This window comes from Ancylomarina sp. (assembly GCF_041555295.1).
Lineage (GTDB): Bacteria > Bacteroidota > Bacteroidia > Bacteroidales > Marinifilaceae > Ancylomarina.
Genome location: NZ_JBFFKR010000063.1, coordinates 1 through 15,435 on the forward strand (window position 1 = coordinate 1; position 15,435 = coordinate 15,435).

The window sequence follows — 15,435 nt, forward strand, 5'->3', positions numbered from 1 at the left end:
ATACAAGAAAAGCTAAAAATGAGTAATTGAAAAGCCAGTAGGGATTATCTTGTTTATGACTTTTTTCTTCAAGAATAAGAAGTGGGAGATAGGCGAAGAATATGGTGAAAAAAAACAAAGAATAAGCCCAGGGCATAGCTAGTAAGAGACCCGATAAAATTGCCAGTAGACCTGTTTTGTATTTCATGATTTTTTCCAATATTTATCTGAGACCAGACTTGAATTAAGTGTTAAAAGTATGTTTTTTTATTCTTCTAGTCAAACGTTTTTTAAAAACGAAAATCTGATTTGTTTGCTATTGCTCTGACTTATTATTGAATGTTTGATGCATAATGTTGTTGGATGAAAAGTTGTTTGAAGTTTATTTTATCCCTGTTAATGAGTACCGAGTTAATCTGTTAATAAAATTAGTTTAGTTAAATGAAAGTTTTATCTTTGTTTGCCAATATTCTGAAATCAGAAAACCTAAATAGTTAATAATTACATAAAAGGCTTGTTAATATGGAAAGGTATCCATTTAATTCCCCACATGCTTTGTTTAATCATCTATATGAAGCCGATGATCTCAAAAAACAAATATCTGAGTTTTAAGCAACCGGGACTTTACCTTCTGTTAGGGGTTGGAATCATTCTGTGTATTCTTTACTTCTCGCTTCTTAGAGGGAAAAATAAGATGGCTGAAAATCTCTTAAGTGAAAAGATGGATTTGGTAGAACTCAAGATGAGTGATTTCTTTTCTACCGTTGAGAAGGCTTTTATTATTTCATATAAAAGGGGGATATCTGGTGCTTACCAGAATCGGGAAATAGAAGAATTGAATATGCAATTTTCCCCTGTTTTAGAATGCTTTGAGTCAATTTCTGCAGTTGACCTCGCCGATGAAATGGGGAATGATTATATGCTGAAATATTCACATGGTTCCTATGTTAATTTGATAACTAGAGAAGGCTGTATTAAAAGGAAACTACAGAAGATAGAGTGGTTCGAAAATAATGGAGAGTTGAATATATTAAAAAAAGACACACTTGATATTTTCTTTGATCCTAGATTACGTCTTTGGTTTAAAGGAGCCATTGATACTGAAGAGGACGTCGTTTTCTGGACTCAACCCTACCAATTCGCTACAAGTAATGTGCCTGGAATAACTATTTCAAAGAAATGGGAGGATAGTACTGGCATCGAAAATGTTATTTCCTTTGATGTTTCTATTTTAGATATTTCCAAATTTACATCGCAAATGGAAATTTCTACTCATGGAAAAACCTTTATCGTGACCGATGATGGGCGTTTCTTGGGTCTACCTAAAGATGAGCGTTTTAGAAATGAAAATGACTTGTTGGGTTACCTCCTAATAGATACTGATAGTCTTGGAATACCTGAAATAATTGCTGCTAAAAAAGAAATTGTAAGACATGCGCAGAGAAAGGATCTCTATACCTTTCACTTTAACGGAGGGAGATATTTCCTCAAAGTTAAACCCTTTGTGCTGGGTGATAATACCTTTCGTATTTGTTTGTTGATACCTGAGAAAGATCTAACTGATGACATTCAAATGATCCGTTGGCTTGTGATGCTAATAATTCTCGTTATTGCGCTGATGGCCATTTTGATGGCAAAGGCGTACCATAGCAAACGGAAAGCCAATGAATTGCTTTCAACTCAAAAACAGGAACTCGAAGAAAAGAACCATGAAGTTGAGGACAGTATTCACTATGCAAAGCATCTGCAGGAAGCTATCTTACCTTCCTCTGCTTTGATTAAAAACTTATTTCCACAAAGTTTTATTCTATATAAACCCAAGGACATTGTTTCAGGTGATTTTTACTGGATACATTCTTTCGATCGAATGATTTATTTTGCTGTGGCAGATTGCACGGGGCATGGCGTACCTGGTGCTATGGTAAGTGTGGTTTGTGCCAATGCTTTAAATCGGGTTATTAAAGAGTATGACATAATTGAGCCTGGTAAGGTATTAGACCATGTCAAAAAATATGTTGTTGATGCCTTTAGCCAAAGCGAAGATGGGGTTTCTGATGGAATGGATATCGCACTTTGTTGTATCGACCTTGATATAAATAAGCTTTGGTATTCTGGTGCCAACAACTCTCTCTATAGGGTAAGCCAGTTGAAGAATATGACTGAAACACCAAAGAAATCAGTTTATAACAAAAACAGAATCCTCTACGAATATCCGGCAACAAGACAACCAATAGGGACAGTCACAGAAACAAAAAAATTCAAAACACATGAGATTGATCTTAAGCAAGGAGATTCTATTTATCTCTTTTCAGACGGTTTTTCCGATCAGTTTGGAGGACCAAAAGGGAAGAAATACAGAAGTAAGCCACTCAAACAGTTCCTTCTTAAAATCAGTGAAAAATCAATGGCAGAGCAAAAATATTTCCTTGATGATGAGTTTGAAGCCTGGAAAGGTGATGAGGAACAGGTCGATGATATTTGTATTCTGGGGGTGAAAATATAATAGGGTTCCAATCTCTGTCGAAAAAAACCTTGTTTAAATTCACAAGCTGATATGAAGCCTTTATGTTGTGTATTACAAAACTTATTTGAATTAATATACAGGATCAGTTTAAATTGTAATAAAAGCCCTTTATCGATGTGTTAAGTTAACCCCAAAAAGAATGAGTGCAATGGCTAAGATTTGAGCTGTTGAGATGGAGTCACCACCAATCGTAATTCCCCAAAATAAGGCAACAATAGGAATAAGGTAGGCAATTGAAGCCGCAAAAATATGAGATGATCGTTTTATGAGCTGGTTGTAGAAGATGACACCAAAGAAAGTTAATACCGCTAATAAAGCGAGCATTGCTGCACTTTGTGTGAAATTATCGGCTTGAATGACAGCTTGTAAGTCGGTAGTCAAAAGAAATATCCCAGCCATCGGACCTACAAACAAAAAGGCTAAAGATGCAATCTCAATACCTGTTAGTTTAAGTAAAGTGAAACTGACAATATTAATACTCACAGCGACTGAAAGAATAGCCATAAAAACATAGAATACACCCATAAACTGAGTGCTTCCAAATGAATCTCCAGTAAGGGCCATTATGCAAGATCCAACTAAGCCCAAACTTATTCCCAAAATCATATTGCGATTCGACTTGCTTTTGAAAAGTAAAATTGCAAGAATTAAAGTGATACTTGGGAGCATGGCATTTAGCATGCCTGCCATTGATGAGTTTATTAATGTTTGCGCTTTAGCAAAGAAGAATGATGGTCCAATATTTCCAGCAATTCCTGAAAGTATTAATGGCCCAATATTGTCTTTGTTTAGCTTCTTGAAGTTTTTAACTATCAGAGGAAGGAATAAGATGAATGATAGGAAAACCTGAAATGCAGCAACCTGACTATGTGCAAAACTTTTAAGTGCAATTTCTCTCAAAATATAGGGGCTTCCCCAGATGAAAGAAACCAGAAGAAGCAAAAGCCAATTCTTGTATTTGTCTTGTAGCATGTTTTGTCTTTATTGTCTGTTTTTTTGTTATCAGTTTTCTGTTGTCGGATTGCATACAAACCGACAACGGATAACTGACAACATATTTATAGGTGTTATCTAGTCTTTGTCTTCTTCGAAAGCTTTATATTTTGCTGTTAGTGACGCAATCATTTCGCTAAATGAACTAATCGCAGCAAGTGTATCTTTTGAGATTTCTTTTTTCTGAAGGCGAAGCATTAGAATACCATATAGAGCTGTTAAGCAAAGTTCGACATCATTGTTATCATCAGTGCCTTGTGACTTACTTTTAAACTCGGCAATATAACCCGCTGACTTTTGGAATAAGGCGATATAGGCATTGTCCTTTTTATTGTTAAGCAGATGTAAATGAAAATCGAAGAGTTCTTCAATATTGTTTTTGATAATTTGAAGATGACCTTTTTCTTCAATCTTTTCAATCTTCATCATTTCAATTAAGTTCTCATACCAATCCCTAACTTCAATTTGCTTTTCTTCAGGTAGATTGAAGTGCTGGAGTACAGCTTCTGAAATCAAATTAATGTCGAATTTATAAGCTCTTATTAGGTCTTCAATTTGCCACATGTAGAGAATATATTCGGCTAAATTGGTCTTTCTTTTTTCTTGTGCTATAATCATCTTTGGGATCTAAAATATTTATTTTTTGTTTAGAAAATCTGCTTAATCGATGTCTTTCAGTTTGTCAATCATTCGTCTATCGTGCTTGGTTGGTCTGCCAATACTTCTATCTCTTTTTTCAAAACCAAAAGTTTTGGTGGCATCCAGCAAGTTGAGTTGATCCTGAGCTGTTACATCCTTTACAAAATCGACGGCTAGTTTTGCAGACATCCGCTTGCCTGAAATTGCAAGAACTTTATACGAGCGGGTAATAGGTGGGACTCTTAAATTGATCACTTCACCTTGTTTGACCTCGCGTGATGGTTTTATACTAACTCCACCAACGGTAACTTTGCCTTTCTTACAAGCTTCGGCTGCCATACTTCTTGTTTTGAAGATGCGGACAGCCCACAACCATTTATCAACTCTAACCTTATCGCTCATATTATAAATTCTATTCTGTAAAATCAGAAATCAGTCTAAAACTTATTCTGCTGATTCACTCTTAGGTTTTTTAGGCTCTTTTTTAGTATTGTAAGCAGTCATCGTACGTTGCACGCCTATCGTACTTATGCCTTTAATCATATTGATACAGATTTTGTAAAGTTCAGGAAGCTTCTCAAGTTCTTCTGGCGACCAGTTACCTAAAACGTAATCAATTTGTTTGCCTTTGCTGAAATCAGCACCAATACCAAAACGTAAACGTGTATAGTTTTGGTGTCCTAATGTTTCGTTTATGTGTTTTAGTCCGTTATGTCCAGCATCGCTTCCTTTAGAACGTAATCGTAATGTGCCGAATGGAAGAGCCAGGTCATCGACTAAAACCATCATGTTTTCAATAGGAATATTTTCTTTCTGCAGCCAGTAGTTAACAGCTTTACCACTCAAATTCATATAGGTGCTTGGTTTCACAAGAATATACTGTCGTCCTTTAAATTTGTATTCAGCAATGGCTCCGTATCTACCATCTTTAAATTCAAGATTAGCCTTTTCAGCCAGAGCATCAAGAATTCTGAATCCAACATTGTGACGGGTATGAAAATATTCTGGTCCAATATTTCCAAGTCCGACGATTAAGTACTTCATATCAGCGTTTTTTTCTGAATTATTGGCTTTTGTTCTTGTAAATAAATCTTTGATAAACTTAAACATGTTGCATGTAATTTAAGTAGCAGAATAATGGCCAATTTAATCAATAGTTTTTGATCTTTTATGCATAATTTACAAGTTCATTTCTTTTTAGGATGAATGAATTTGTCAATTAGTTTTAAAAATAAAACTCCCAAGCATAAGGCTTGGGAGCTTGTATTTTTGCTAATATTTGTATCAGCAAGCTTTTTGAAAATGCTACTAGCTTTGTGCAGCCATTGCAGCAGCACGAGCAGCTCTGGTAAGTTTTACCTGAACAACAACAGCACTCTTAGAATTCAATAATTCAAGGTTCTCAAAAGATAAAGCACCAACTTGGATACTCTTGCTTAGACCAAGATTTGTTACATCAATAGGAAGAGCTTCAGGAATATCCTTCATGAAAGCTTTCACTTTAAGTTTTCTTAGGTTTACAGCAAGTTTACCACCAGACTTAACTCCTTCAGCGAAACCTTCAACTTTAACAGGTACTTCAACTTCGAAAGCTTTATCTTCAGTTACCTGGAAGAAATCAACGTGAAGTGCTTTGTCATTTACTGGGTGAAATTGTACTTCTCTCATTACTGAAGTAAATACTTTTCCTTCAACATCAAATTTGATGATAAACACCTCAGGAGTGAAAAGCAATTTGTTAAGGTCTTTTTCGTTTACAGAAAAGTGAATGTTTTCTTCACCACCATAAAGCTCACAAGGAACTAATTCTGCTTTACGTAAAGCTTTAGTCGCTTTTTTTCCTAAGTCTGTTCTTAATAAACCTTTTAATTCTAAAGTTTTCATTGTACTTTTTTTTGTTGTGTTACTCAATACAAATATCATAGCCCTTGGTAAGCAGGCTCAATTCATATCCCATCGCACGATTATAAATAGTATTACCAAAATTTGGCGCAAATATATTAATTAAATAATAAAGTTTGAGCTAATTGACTTGTTATTATAAACATTAAGGATCGTTTCCGCGAAAATATTAGCAATTGTTAGTGTTTTAATCTTAGTAGAAACACTATCTAATTGGATAGAATCAGTGAAAAGAACCTCTTCTAGAGAAGATTCCTCAATTCTTTCGTTAGCTGGACCAGAAAGCACAGCATGCGAAGCGATAGCTCTAACACTTAAAGCTCCTTTTTCTTTTAGCATGTTGGCAGCCTTTGCAATTGTACCTGCTGTGTCAATCATGTCGTCAACAATAACAACATTCTTACCTTCAACATCTCCAATAGCAGTCATTTCACCAACAACATTTGCTTTTTCTCTTCTTTTGTGACAAATAGCAAGACCAGCATTTAAGTATTTAGAATAGGCATTTGCTCTTTTACTTCCACCCATATCTGGAGAAGCAATAACTAAATTCTCAAGGTTTAATCCTTTGATGTATGGTAATAACACAGATGACCCATAAAGATGATCAACTGGAATGTCGAAGAATCCTTGAATCTGATCTGCGTGTAAGTCCATAGTCATGATACGATCTACACCAGCAGCCATTAATAAGTTGGCAACTAGTTTTGCCCCGATAGCGACTCTAGGACGATCTTTTCTATCCTGACGTGCAAATCCGAAATATGGAATTACGGCACAAACCTTATAAGCTGATGCTCTTTTGGCAGCATCAATCATCATTAAAAGTTCCATTAAGTTGTCAGCAGGAGGAACAGTAGATTGAACGATAAACACGTGAGCTCCACGAACAGTTTCTTCGTAAGCAACTTCAAATTCACCATCACTAAAGTTAATGATGCTTGATTTTCCGAGTTCTAGTCCGGCCGCTTTAGCAATTTGTGAAGCTAATTTTTCACTCTTTGAACCTGCAAAAATTTTAATAGGGGCATTCATAAGTTGGCTGTTTTTTACTGATGTTGTAAGTGACATTGGTGCTATAATTATTGAATTGTTTGAAATTCTACAATCTGCACTAAATAATAACGATGGTGCAAATTTAAGAATATAAACTAGTTTTTAATAAAAATAAGAACGCAAATGTTGTATTTGTTCTCTTGTAATTGAACGACTTAATTGATCGTTGTTTATAATGAAAAAAGAAGATTTCGGAGGGAAATCTTCTTAGTTCGTATTCTTATTTGAAGCTGACAATCTTATTGGTTTCTTCTATAAAATTTAAAATTTCTTCTTGTCCCATTCCAGATGAAGAGGAACTGATGACATAAGGGGGCATTTCTTCCCATCTTACTAACATCTGTTGTTTATAAGCCTCAATACTGTCGGCTAGTTTTCTCTTGGTAAGTTTATCAGCCTTTGTAAAGATGATGGAAAACGCTATACCTTTCCCATTCAACCATTCCATAAAGTTGAGATCGATTTGTTGCGCATCGTGACGAGCATCCACCAAAACGAAAAGGTTAAGAAGATTTTCACGACTTTCGATATAGCTGTAAATAATTTTACTGAAACCACTTTTAAGGTTTTTCGAAACTTTAGCATAACCATATCCAGGAAGGTCAACCAAATACCATTCCTTATTGATTAGGAAATGGTTCACGAGTTGGGTTTTTCCGGGTTTTCCTGAAATTTTAGCTAGACCTTTGTGATTGGTTAGCATATTAATCAGGGATGATTTCCCAACATTCGAACGTCCAATAAAAGCATACTCTGGCATATTTGCTTTAGGGCATCTTGTTATGTCGCTGTTCGAAATAATAAATTCGGCTGTATTGACCTTCATATTCTATATTTTTTTGCTCCGCAAAGTTAGTCAGAATCTAGCTTAATCGAAATAGTGATTTCATATATATTGATTGACTCTATAAATTTGATGAAGAGACTCTTGTTTTCTATTATATATAGCAAGTTTTTCTTATTGAATAAATACTTCAAGAAGTTTTGTGTTCTGCTTAGGATCTAAAGTAAAATTCTTTAAACTCGCGGGTATCAAGACGGTTTCACCCTTTGTTAATGAAACAGATTCTTCATCCTCAATTTGAATATCACATTTCCCATCTAAACAGATATAAACCACAAATGAATCCAGTGTGATGTAATCTTTTTCAACAGGTTTGTTGAATTCGATTATATTGGTTGTGAAAAATGGACATTTGATAAGATCTGAAGTTTCATTGATTTTATGCTCGAAATCGGTTTTATGCTTTTTCTCAAAATTATAATCCAATGCTTCTTTAGCTAAATCAAGGTGAAGTTCACGAGGATGTCCTTCTTCATCACGTTTATCCCAATCGTAAATTCGATAGGTAATGTCGGATGTTTGCTGAATTTCAGCCAAAAGAATGCCTTTGCCAATCGCATGAACTCTACCCGCAGGAATCAAGTAACACGTATCAGCTTCTACTGGTTCTTTATTGATGATATCAGGCAAACTACCATTCTGAATGGCATCTAGGAATAGATTTTTGTCCATTGGTTGATTAAAACCGAGCATAAGTTCTGAATTCTTATCAGCCTCAATAATATACCACATCTCGGTTTTTCCATAGGCCTTGTGCTTTTCAAGTGCGAACTCATTATCAGGGTGAACTTGGACAGATAAATTTTCATTAGCATCTATAAATTTAATGAGCAATGGAAATTCTAAGCCAAATTGGTCATAAACTTTATCTCCAACCAATTCTCCCATATAAATCTCGATGAGTTCTTCCAAATCATTTCCCTCAAGAAAACCATTTTTCACAACGGAAAGATCACCTTCTAAGCCTGATATTTCCCAACTTTCACCTATTTTATCTGCAGGGTTAAATTCTTTATTTAATGTTTTGTTTAAACGGTTTCCTCCCCAAATTTTTGCTTTGGGAATTGGATCGAATTTTAAAGGATATAAGTTCATAGAGACTAATTTGGAATATGTGGCTTAGACGAAATATGTTTAATCTAATTGAATGAGTTGCTTGTACTGTTGAGACTATTTTAATCAAGTTAAATTTTCAGATAAATTTGATATTTGAACTAAGAGTGACGACTTAGAGCAATTTATTGAACTATAAAACTCAGCATAAAATTTATATCTTTGCGGTGCAAAATTAGTGCAAATTTATAATATTTGATTTAAATACCATTTCACATGTTAATAATTGGAATAGCAGGGGGTACAGGTTCGGGTAAAACAACCGTTGTGAGAAAGATTATTGAGCGTTTACCTAAAGGAGAGGTTGCCGTATTACCTCAAGATTCCTATTACCGAGATAGTAGTCATTTGCCATTGGAGAAGCGTCAGGAGATTAATTTTGATCATCCTAATTCAATTGAATTCGAGCTTCTGCGAGAGCATTTAAAGCAGTTAAAAATGGGTACTGCTATTGAGCAACCTATTTATTCATACTTAACTTGTACGCGTTCGGAAGAAACGATTTCTGTGCAACCTACAGAAGTGGTTATTATTGAAGGCATTTTGGCCTTAACCCAGCCTGAATTGCGTGACTTAATGGATATAAAAGTATTTGTTGATTGTGATGCCGATGATAGATTGAATCGCGTAATTAAACGCGATATCGTTGAGCGTGGTCGTTCGGTTGATAAGGTTTTAGCTCGCTATGAGGATGTTCTGAAACCTATGCATTTGCAGTTTATTGAGCCAACTAAGCGCTATGCCGATATCATTGTTCCTCAGGGAGGAAATAATCATGTTGCTATTGATATTTTAACTCAATTTATCCAAAAGAATTTAAAGGTGAGTGTTTAATTTTCACCTAAATATAGATTCGTATCATACCCGGAACTGGTCTGGATCAACTCTGGAACAAATCTGGTTATATCCAGTCTTGATACGAAGCAGGTATAGAGGAAATACGAGCAAAACACTAGTGATTCTTCGTATAGGAGAAGAGTTTAAACCTATTGTGAATTCAAGGTTTTGGGAAGGAGATTTTGTTATGATCTCCTTTTTTTATAGATTTAATTTTCATTTATGATAAATTATTGCTTATGCTAGATGATATTAAGTTAGAGGATTTACTCTTTATAGATATTGAAACGGTTTCAGGTGAAGCCGATTTCGATAAAGTTAGTCCCAAGTTGCAAGACTTATGGGAGAAAAAATCAAACTATTTTAGAAGTGAAGAGCAAACAGCTTCAGATGTCTATGCCAGAGCTGGAATATACGCCGAGTTTGGAAAAATCGTGTGTATCTCAACAGGAGTGATCGTCAAGAAAGGAGATGGAAAACATTTTAAAGTGAAATCATACTACGGTCATGATGAAAAGCAACTTTTAGCCGATTTTGGAGCAATGCTTGATCGTTTCTGTTCGAAGCCGACAAAGAATCTTTGCGCACACAATGGGAAAGAATTCGATTTCCCTTATATCGCACGCAGAATGTTGATTAATGGTTTAAAATTACCCAAAGCACTGAACATAGCTGGTAAAAAACCGTGGGAAATCAAGTTTGTTGATACTATGGAGCTGTGGAAATTTGGCGATTATAAGCATTATACCTCACTGGCACTTTTGTGTGAAATTTTTAATATTCCAACGCCTAAAGATGATATTGATGGATCAATGGTCGGTCAAGTCTATTGGGAGGAAGATGATCTGGAGCGTATTGCTATTTATTGCGAAAAGGATATCTTGGCAACCGCTCAGGTGTTTCTTCGATATAAAGGTGACGATCTGATTCCTGAAGCAAATTTCGAACGGGTCTAAATTTAGTATCATAATCTGTGCAATATTTTGCTTAGTTTCGTGTTTAAATAATAAAATTGAAATCAATCTTAGTTTAAAAGCTAAAACATATAAAAAGGATGAAAAAAATAGGACTTAAACGTTTAGGTATTTTTGCAGTGTCTGCATTCTCAATCGCTCTTGCTTCATGTGGTGGCAGCAGTGGAGGAGGAGAATCGGAAATTGATTTTGATAAAGATGATTTAGCTGATAAATATTGGTTTGCCAATGATTTTGTGTCTGATAATTATAGTCAAGATGATGATTTGATTGTTTATTGGTTTGAAAGAAATGGAGATCTGATTAAACAAGAGTATGGCGGACGAGAGGAAAAACAAGTTGGTTTTTGGGATTTAGATGAAAAGAAGCTTGTTATCTCTGATGCAACTTTTGGTAATGGTGAATCTATTGATTGGTTTTTGCAAAAAGGCACTAATTCGCAGAATTTAGTCTTGAGTGCTGATAATAGACGTAAATTAAATTGCACAACTAATATTCCAGTTATTAATGATGTTACTGCCGATGCGTTTATTGTAAATTCAGTTAATACGAATGGTGATATAACCAGATACTTGCAATGCAGGATTACTGGAAAAAGTATAGCCAGTGCCAAGTTATTGTTAAGTTCTGGTCAAAAAATAGATTTAGCAAAAACCGTTGAAGGAACTGTCTCCGTTTTCTCATTAACAGAAAGTAGTATAAATGATTTAAAAACTGAGTCGTTCCCTGAAAATGATGATGTTAAGTTTTATTTAAAGCTTGATAACGGTTTAGAAGTTAAATTGACTGATGTTAATGATGACAAGACAATAAGCTCTCTAAAAAATGAACAGAACTACAATCAAGGAACTCATGTTGTAAAATGGACTGCTCTTGATGAAAGTGATATTTATTACAATATCGAAATTTTGGATCTAAATGGTAAAATCCTCTTTAGAAGTCGTTCTCTTTCTGCTCAAGCTAATGATGAGATGGAAATTCAAATTGATAAGAATGTTGATTCAGAATTTGAATCACTTGATGATTTAGAAGCAGATAAGCAATATAAAGTGAGAATTAATGGTGTAAAGTATGAGGATGAAATAAATCCATCTACGTCGAAACACGAAGATTATAATATACAAGCTAAGACTATTTATTCCTATTCCATAATTTGGTCTTAGTCAGAATTTACAAACAGTAACATACTAAAAGGCGAATAGAATTATAATTCTATTCGCCTTTTAGGTATATCATGTTTTATTTAACATTAATTGTTTAGGCTTTTTGTTAAAACTTTTAGGATAAATCGAGGCTTGATACACGATTGATGTTAATATTTTTAAGCTATACTGTGGTTCGATACTCGATTTTTGTGTATCGAAGCAGGGCAGGTGTTAACTTTTTTAACAGCAAGTGTGTCTGCATTCTCGATATTCGAGTATAGATACTCGAACAAACCTAAAAGAGCCGCATTAAGTGGTTTTGTTTTTAGCAGAATGCACTTGTTTAGATATTTAAATCCGGACATATCCTTTCTCTGTGCCTTAAATAATATTGTGCTAGCTATCTGTTTGTAGAGAATTTGATCTTTTCAATAGGGATTGATGATTTAAGAATAGTCTTTATTGCAGGAGTAGATTAATTTTAAAAACCGCAGGGCTTAATTTATAGGATATCAAAATGAAATCTAGTTTCTGTAAAAATTATTCCAAAACAAAGTAGTTGATGGTTTTCACAAGTAAATCAGGCTGTTCAGCATGTACCCAATGTCCAGCTCTAGGAATACTAGTAACCTCGGCATAGGGGAATATGGTTCGAATAAGCTTGTGATCGTTATCGCAGATATAATTCGATTCCTCGCCTTTTATAAATAAAACAGGGAATCCCGTAATGCCTTTCCCTTTCGTGAAAGTGCTTTCATCAATACCATCCATTATTTGTGGAAGGTATTTACTGATAGCTTCAATATTTAATTTCCATCCAAAGCTTTTGTCCTCGTTTCGTTTTAGATTCTTCAGAAGGAATTGTCTGACTTTTTCACTTTTTATTTGTTTAGCAAGCTCTAAATTGATTTCAGTTCGTGAATTGAATTGGCTTAAATCAATATTCAGAATAACAGAAACAAGATGTTCGTGGTTTATTGTTTGTGGTGTATAATCGGATATTTTGCTGTAGTTCTTGGGAGCAATATCAACAACAAGCAAACTACTCACTCGCTCTGGATGATCAATAGCAAAAAACATAACAGTCTTACCGCCCATTGAGTGACCCAGAAGAACGGCTTTGTCTATTTGCTGATCATCCATAAATTCCAGGAGATCGTCCTTTAGGTCTGAGTAAGTGTGTGAATCAGCATGAGGCGAATTTCCATGGTTACGCTGATCAATTAAGAAAACCTCGAAATTTTGAGATAATTCCTTGGCTATAGTTAGCCAGTTATCTAAACTTCCGTACAAGCCATGAACAATTATTAGGGCTGGCCCTTCGCCAAGTTTTTTGTAATTGAGTTTCATGGCAGTGTGTTGGTGAGAAAAGATGTTTGATGTGAAGCTGTAAATCTTCACATCAAACGATTCTGTTTTATTTTAATTGACGCTTGTACATTTGAATGGTGTTTTCCATTCCAAAATATAAGGCATCAGCAACCAAGGCATGTCCGATTGAAACCTCAGCAAGATTAGGTACATTTTCATTGAAGAACTTAAGGTTCTCAAGACTCAAATCGTGACCTGCATTCACTCCCAATCCTAATTCATTAGCTTTTTCAGCGGCAATGGTGAATAAACGAACAGATTCTTTCGGATTATTTGGAAAGTCTGTTGCGAAAGGCTCAGTATAGAGCTCAATTCTATCAGTCCCCGTTTCTTTAGCACCTTCAATGTTTTTAAGATTTGTGTCCACAAAAATAGATGTGCGAATACCTGCAGTTTTGAATATAGAAATCACTTCAATTAGAAAGTCTTTGTTTGTAACCGTATCCCATCCTGCATTAGAAGTTATCGCTTCAGGTGGATCCGGAACTAGAGTTACCTGCTCTGGTTTTACACTTAATACCAAATCAATAAATTCTTTATTTGGGTATCCCTCAATATTAAATTCAGTTGTAACAATCTTTTTAAGATCTAATACATCTTGATAACGAATATGGCGTTCGTCCGGACGAGGGTGAACTGTGATGCCTTCAGCACCAAATCTTTCACAGTCTGTCGCCATTTTGCAAACATTGGGCGTATTGCCACCTCGGGCGTTTCTTAATGTTGCAATTTTGTTTATATTTACACTAAGTCTAGTCATTTTATGAAGAATAATTGAGTTATTAAAACTTGAACTCAAAATTTGTACTATTTAGTTGTTCTGCTTAATGGCAAAATTAGAAGTATTTCCTTGAAAAAAAACCTAATATGATTGCAAAAGATTTAATTTCTGATGTTGTTCCGGTTTTAAGAGAGTCTGATACGGGCCTTCAAGCTCTTAATTGGATGGAAATATTTAAGGTTTCTCACCTACCTATTGTGAGAGGCGATGAATTTATTGGGCTTCTTTCTGATAATGACATTTACGATTTAAATCAGGTTGAAGAGCCTATTGGGAAGCAAAAACTATCTTTATTTAGCCCTTTTGTTACTCAAGATCAGCACATATACGATGTGATTGAAAAAGTTTCTCATCTCAAATTAACAGTGATTCCTGTTCTTTTAGAGGATGAAACATATCTAGGTCTGATCACTCTAAGTGATTTGATGCAATACGTCGATAAAATTTTTGCAGTGAGTGAACCTGGTGGTATTATTGTTTTAGAATTAAACTCTATTGATTATTCTCTCAGTGAAATTGCTCAAATTGTGGAAGGTAATGATGCGAAAATTTTGAGTCTCTATATTAAATCCTCGGATACCTCTCGTAAAGTTGAACTAACCCTCAAGATTAATCAGACAAATTTAACATCTATTGTTCAGACCCTCCATCGTTACGATTATATCATCAAATCATCTTACCTAAGAAACGATGATATGCAAGATTTACTTTTTGATCGTTATAATTCTTTTATGAGATTTTTGAACACCTAATTTATGTGATTCAAAATCCTCCATAATCTTGTTTAGCTTCTCTATTCCCTTATATTTGTGAATAAATTATAATACAAGTTATCGTAATTAAAAATTGATGTTGAGTTTCAGCTCTATTCATTTATTTTGAACATTTACTATATTAAAGAACAACATGAAGATAGCCCTGTTTGGGAAGCAGTTTAGTGAAGATTTTCTAGATAGCTTTAAATTAATTTTAGATGAGTTTAATTCGCGTAAAATTGAACTTTGTATTTATCGTCCATTATACGACTTTATCGTAAATGAACTGGATTTTATTCCAGATATCACCGAGTTTTTTTCTCAGCATGCAGATTTGGATAAAAAAGCAGATTACTTTTTTAGTATTGGTGGGGATGGTACTTTTCTTGACGCAGTAACTGTGGTACAGGATTCTGGAATTCCTATTGTGGGTGTTAATAGTGGTCGATTAGGTTTCATGGCTGATATTGCTCGTGAAGAAATCCCTGCAGCTATCTCAGATATTTTTGAAGGTAATTATTC

Annotated in this window: 17 protein-coding genes; 6 read left to right on the forward strand and 11 right to left on the reverse strand. The window is 34.7% G+C overall.

Going from position 1 to position 15,435, the window contains the following annotated elements; genetic code table 11:
* Window positions 1–187 (reverse strand): hypothetical protein (locus ABY905_RS06870; RefSeq protein ID WP_372641905.1); only part of this gene is annotated, 187 nt, incomplete at its 3' end.
* 486 nt (window positions 188–673) lie between these two features.
* Between ABY905_RS06870 and ABY905_RS06875 the strand changes: the two genes are divergently transcribed.
* Window positions 674–2,482, forward strand: a complete 1,809-nt coding sequence (locus ABY905_RS06875) for a SpoIIE family protein phosphatase (protein WP_372641907.1) — start codon at window positions 674–676, stop codon at window positions 2,480–2,482.
* A gap of 129 nt (window positions 2,483–2,611) precedes the next feature.
* Here the strand turns inward: ABY905_RS06875 and ABY905_RS06880 are convergent, their stop codons facing one another.
* The 8 genes from ABY905_RS06880 to ABY905_RS06915 all read right to left on the reverse strand — a co-directional run bounded on the left by ABY905_RS06880 (window position 2,612) and on the right by ABY905_RS06915 (window position 9,032).
* A complete protein-coding gene (locus ABY905_RS06880) occupies window positions 2,612–3,475 on the reverse strand; it encodes a DMT family transporter (RefSeq protein WP_372641909.1) in 864 nt (287 codons plus the stop codon).
* A 99-nt stretch (window positions 3,476–3,574) separates the two neighbouring features.
* On the reverse strand, window positions 3,575–4,114 hold the full coding sequence (locus ABY905_RS06885) for a DUF4924 family protein (RefSeq protein ID WP_372641911.1): 540 nt from the start codon (window positions 4,112–4,114) through the stop codon (window positions 3,575–3,577).
* 42 nt (window positions 4,115–4,156) lie between these two features.
* The gene (locus ABY905_RS06890; protein WP_372641913.1) at window positions 4,157–4,537 is read right to left on the reverse strand and encodes an RNA-binding S4 domain-containing protein; all 381 of its coding nucleotides are present in this window, start codon (window positions 4,535–4,537) and stop codon (window positions 4,157–4,159) included.
* Window positions 4,538–4,579: 42 nt separating this feature from the next.
* Window positions 4,580–5,245, reverse strand: coding sequence for an aminoacyl-tRNA hydrolase (pth, locus tag ABY905_RS06895; RefSeq protein ID WP_372641915.1), 666 nt, complete (start codon window positions 5,243–5,245; stop codon window positions 4,580–4,582).
* 198 nt (window positions 5,246–5,443) lie between these two features.
* Complete coding sequence (locus tag ABY905_RS06900; protein ID WP_372641917.1) at window positions 5,444–6,019, reverse strand: 50S ribosomal protein L25/general stress protein Ctc; 576 nt, start codon at window positions 6,017–6,019, stop codon at window positions 5,444–5,446.
* Between the two features lie 120 nt (window positions 6,020–6,139).
* Window positions 6,140–7,060 (reverse strand): ribose-phosphate pyrophosphokinase, encoded by a 921-nt coding sequence (locus ABY905_RS06905; RefSeq protein ID WP_372641937.1) that lies wholly within the window; start codon window positions 7,058–7,060, stop codon window positions 6,140–6,142.
* A gap of 253 nt (window positions 7,061–7,313) precedes the next feature.
* The gene (gene yihA / locus ABY905_RS06910) at window positions 7,314–7,919 is read right to left on the reverse strand and encodes a ribosome biogenesis GTP-binding protein YihA/YsxC (protein ID WP_372641919.1); all 606 of its coding nucleotides are present in this window, start codon (window positions 7,917–7,919) and stop codon (window positions 7,314–7,316) included.
* A 132-nt stretch (window positions 7,920–8,051) separates the two neighbouring features.
* Window positions 8,052–9,032: a type I phosphomannose isomerase catalytic subunit gene (locus tag ABY905_RS06915; protein WP_372641921.1), complete on the reverse strand. Its 981-nt coding sequence runs from the start codon at window positions 9,030–9,032 to the stop codon at window positions 8,052–8,054.
* Between the two features lie 234 nt (window positions 9,033–9,266).
* On the opposite strand from ABY905_RS06915, the gene udk reads away from it, so the two are divergent.
* The 3 genes from udk (at window position 9,267) to ABY905_RS06930 (ending at window position 12,024) form a co-directional block, all read left to right on the forward strand.
* Window positions 9,267–9,884: a uridine kinase gene (gene udk, locus ABY905_RS06920; protein WP_372641923.1), complete on the forward strand. Its 618-nt coding sequence runs from the start codon at window positions 9,267–9,269 to the stop codon at window positions 9,882–9,884.
* Between the two features lie 242 nt (window positions 9,885–10,126).
* The gene (locus tag ABY905_RS06925; protein ID WP_372641925.1) at window positions 10,127–10,843 is read left to right on the forward strand and encodes a 3'-5' exonuclease; all 717 of its coding nucleotides are present in this window, start codon (window positions 10,127–10,129) and stop codon (window positions 10,841–10,843) included.
* 98 nt (window positions 10,844–10,941) lie between these two features.
* Window positions 10,942–12,024 carry a hypothetical protein gene (locus ABY905_RS06930; protein ID WP_372641927.1) on the forward strand — a complete coding sequence of 361 codons (1,083 nt, stop codon included), beginning with the start codon at window positions 10,942–10,944 and terminating at the stop codon, window positions 12,022–12,024.
* 522 nt (window positions 12,025–12,546) lie between these two features.
* Here the strand turns inward: ABY905_RS06930 and ABY905_RS06935 are convergent.
* Both ABY905_RS06935 and ABY905_RS06940 read right to left on the reverse strand, forming a co-directional pair.
* On the reverse strand, window positions 12,547–13,356 hold the full coding sequence (locus tag ABY905_RS06935; protein WP_372641929.1) for an alpha/beta fold hydrolase: 810 nt from the start codon (window positions 13,354–13,356) through the stop codon (window positions 12,547–12,549).
* Window positions 13,357–13,423: 67 nt separating this feature from the next.
* Window positions 13,424–14,137, reverse strand: coding sequence for a pyridoxine 5'-phosphate synthase (locus tag ABY905_RS06940; protein ID WP_372641931.1), 714 nt, complete (start codon window positions 14,135–14,137; stop codon window positions 13,424–13,426).
* A gap of 107 nt (window positions 14,138–14,244) precedes the next feature.
* Between ABY905_RS06940 and ABY905_RS06945 the strand changes: the two genes are divergently transcribed.
* Window positions 14,245–14,910 carry a CBS domain-containing protein gene (locus ABY905_RS06945; protein ID WP_372641933.1) on the forward strand — a complete coding sequence of 222 codons (666 nt, stop codon included), beginning with the start codon at window positions 14,245–14,247 and terminating at the stop codon, window positions 14,908–14,910.
* A 154-nt stretch (window positions 14,911–15,064) separates the two neighbouring features.
* The coding region (locus ABY905_RS06950; protein WP_372641935.1) for an NAD(+)/NADH kinase at window positions 15,065–15,435 on the forward strand (371 nt) is incomplete at its 3' end.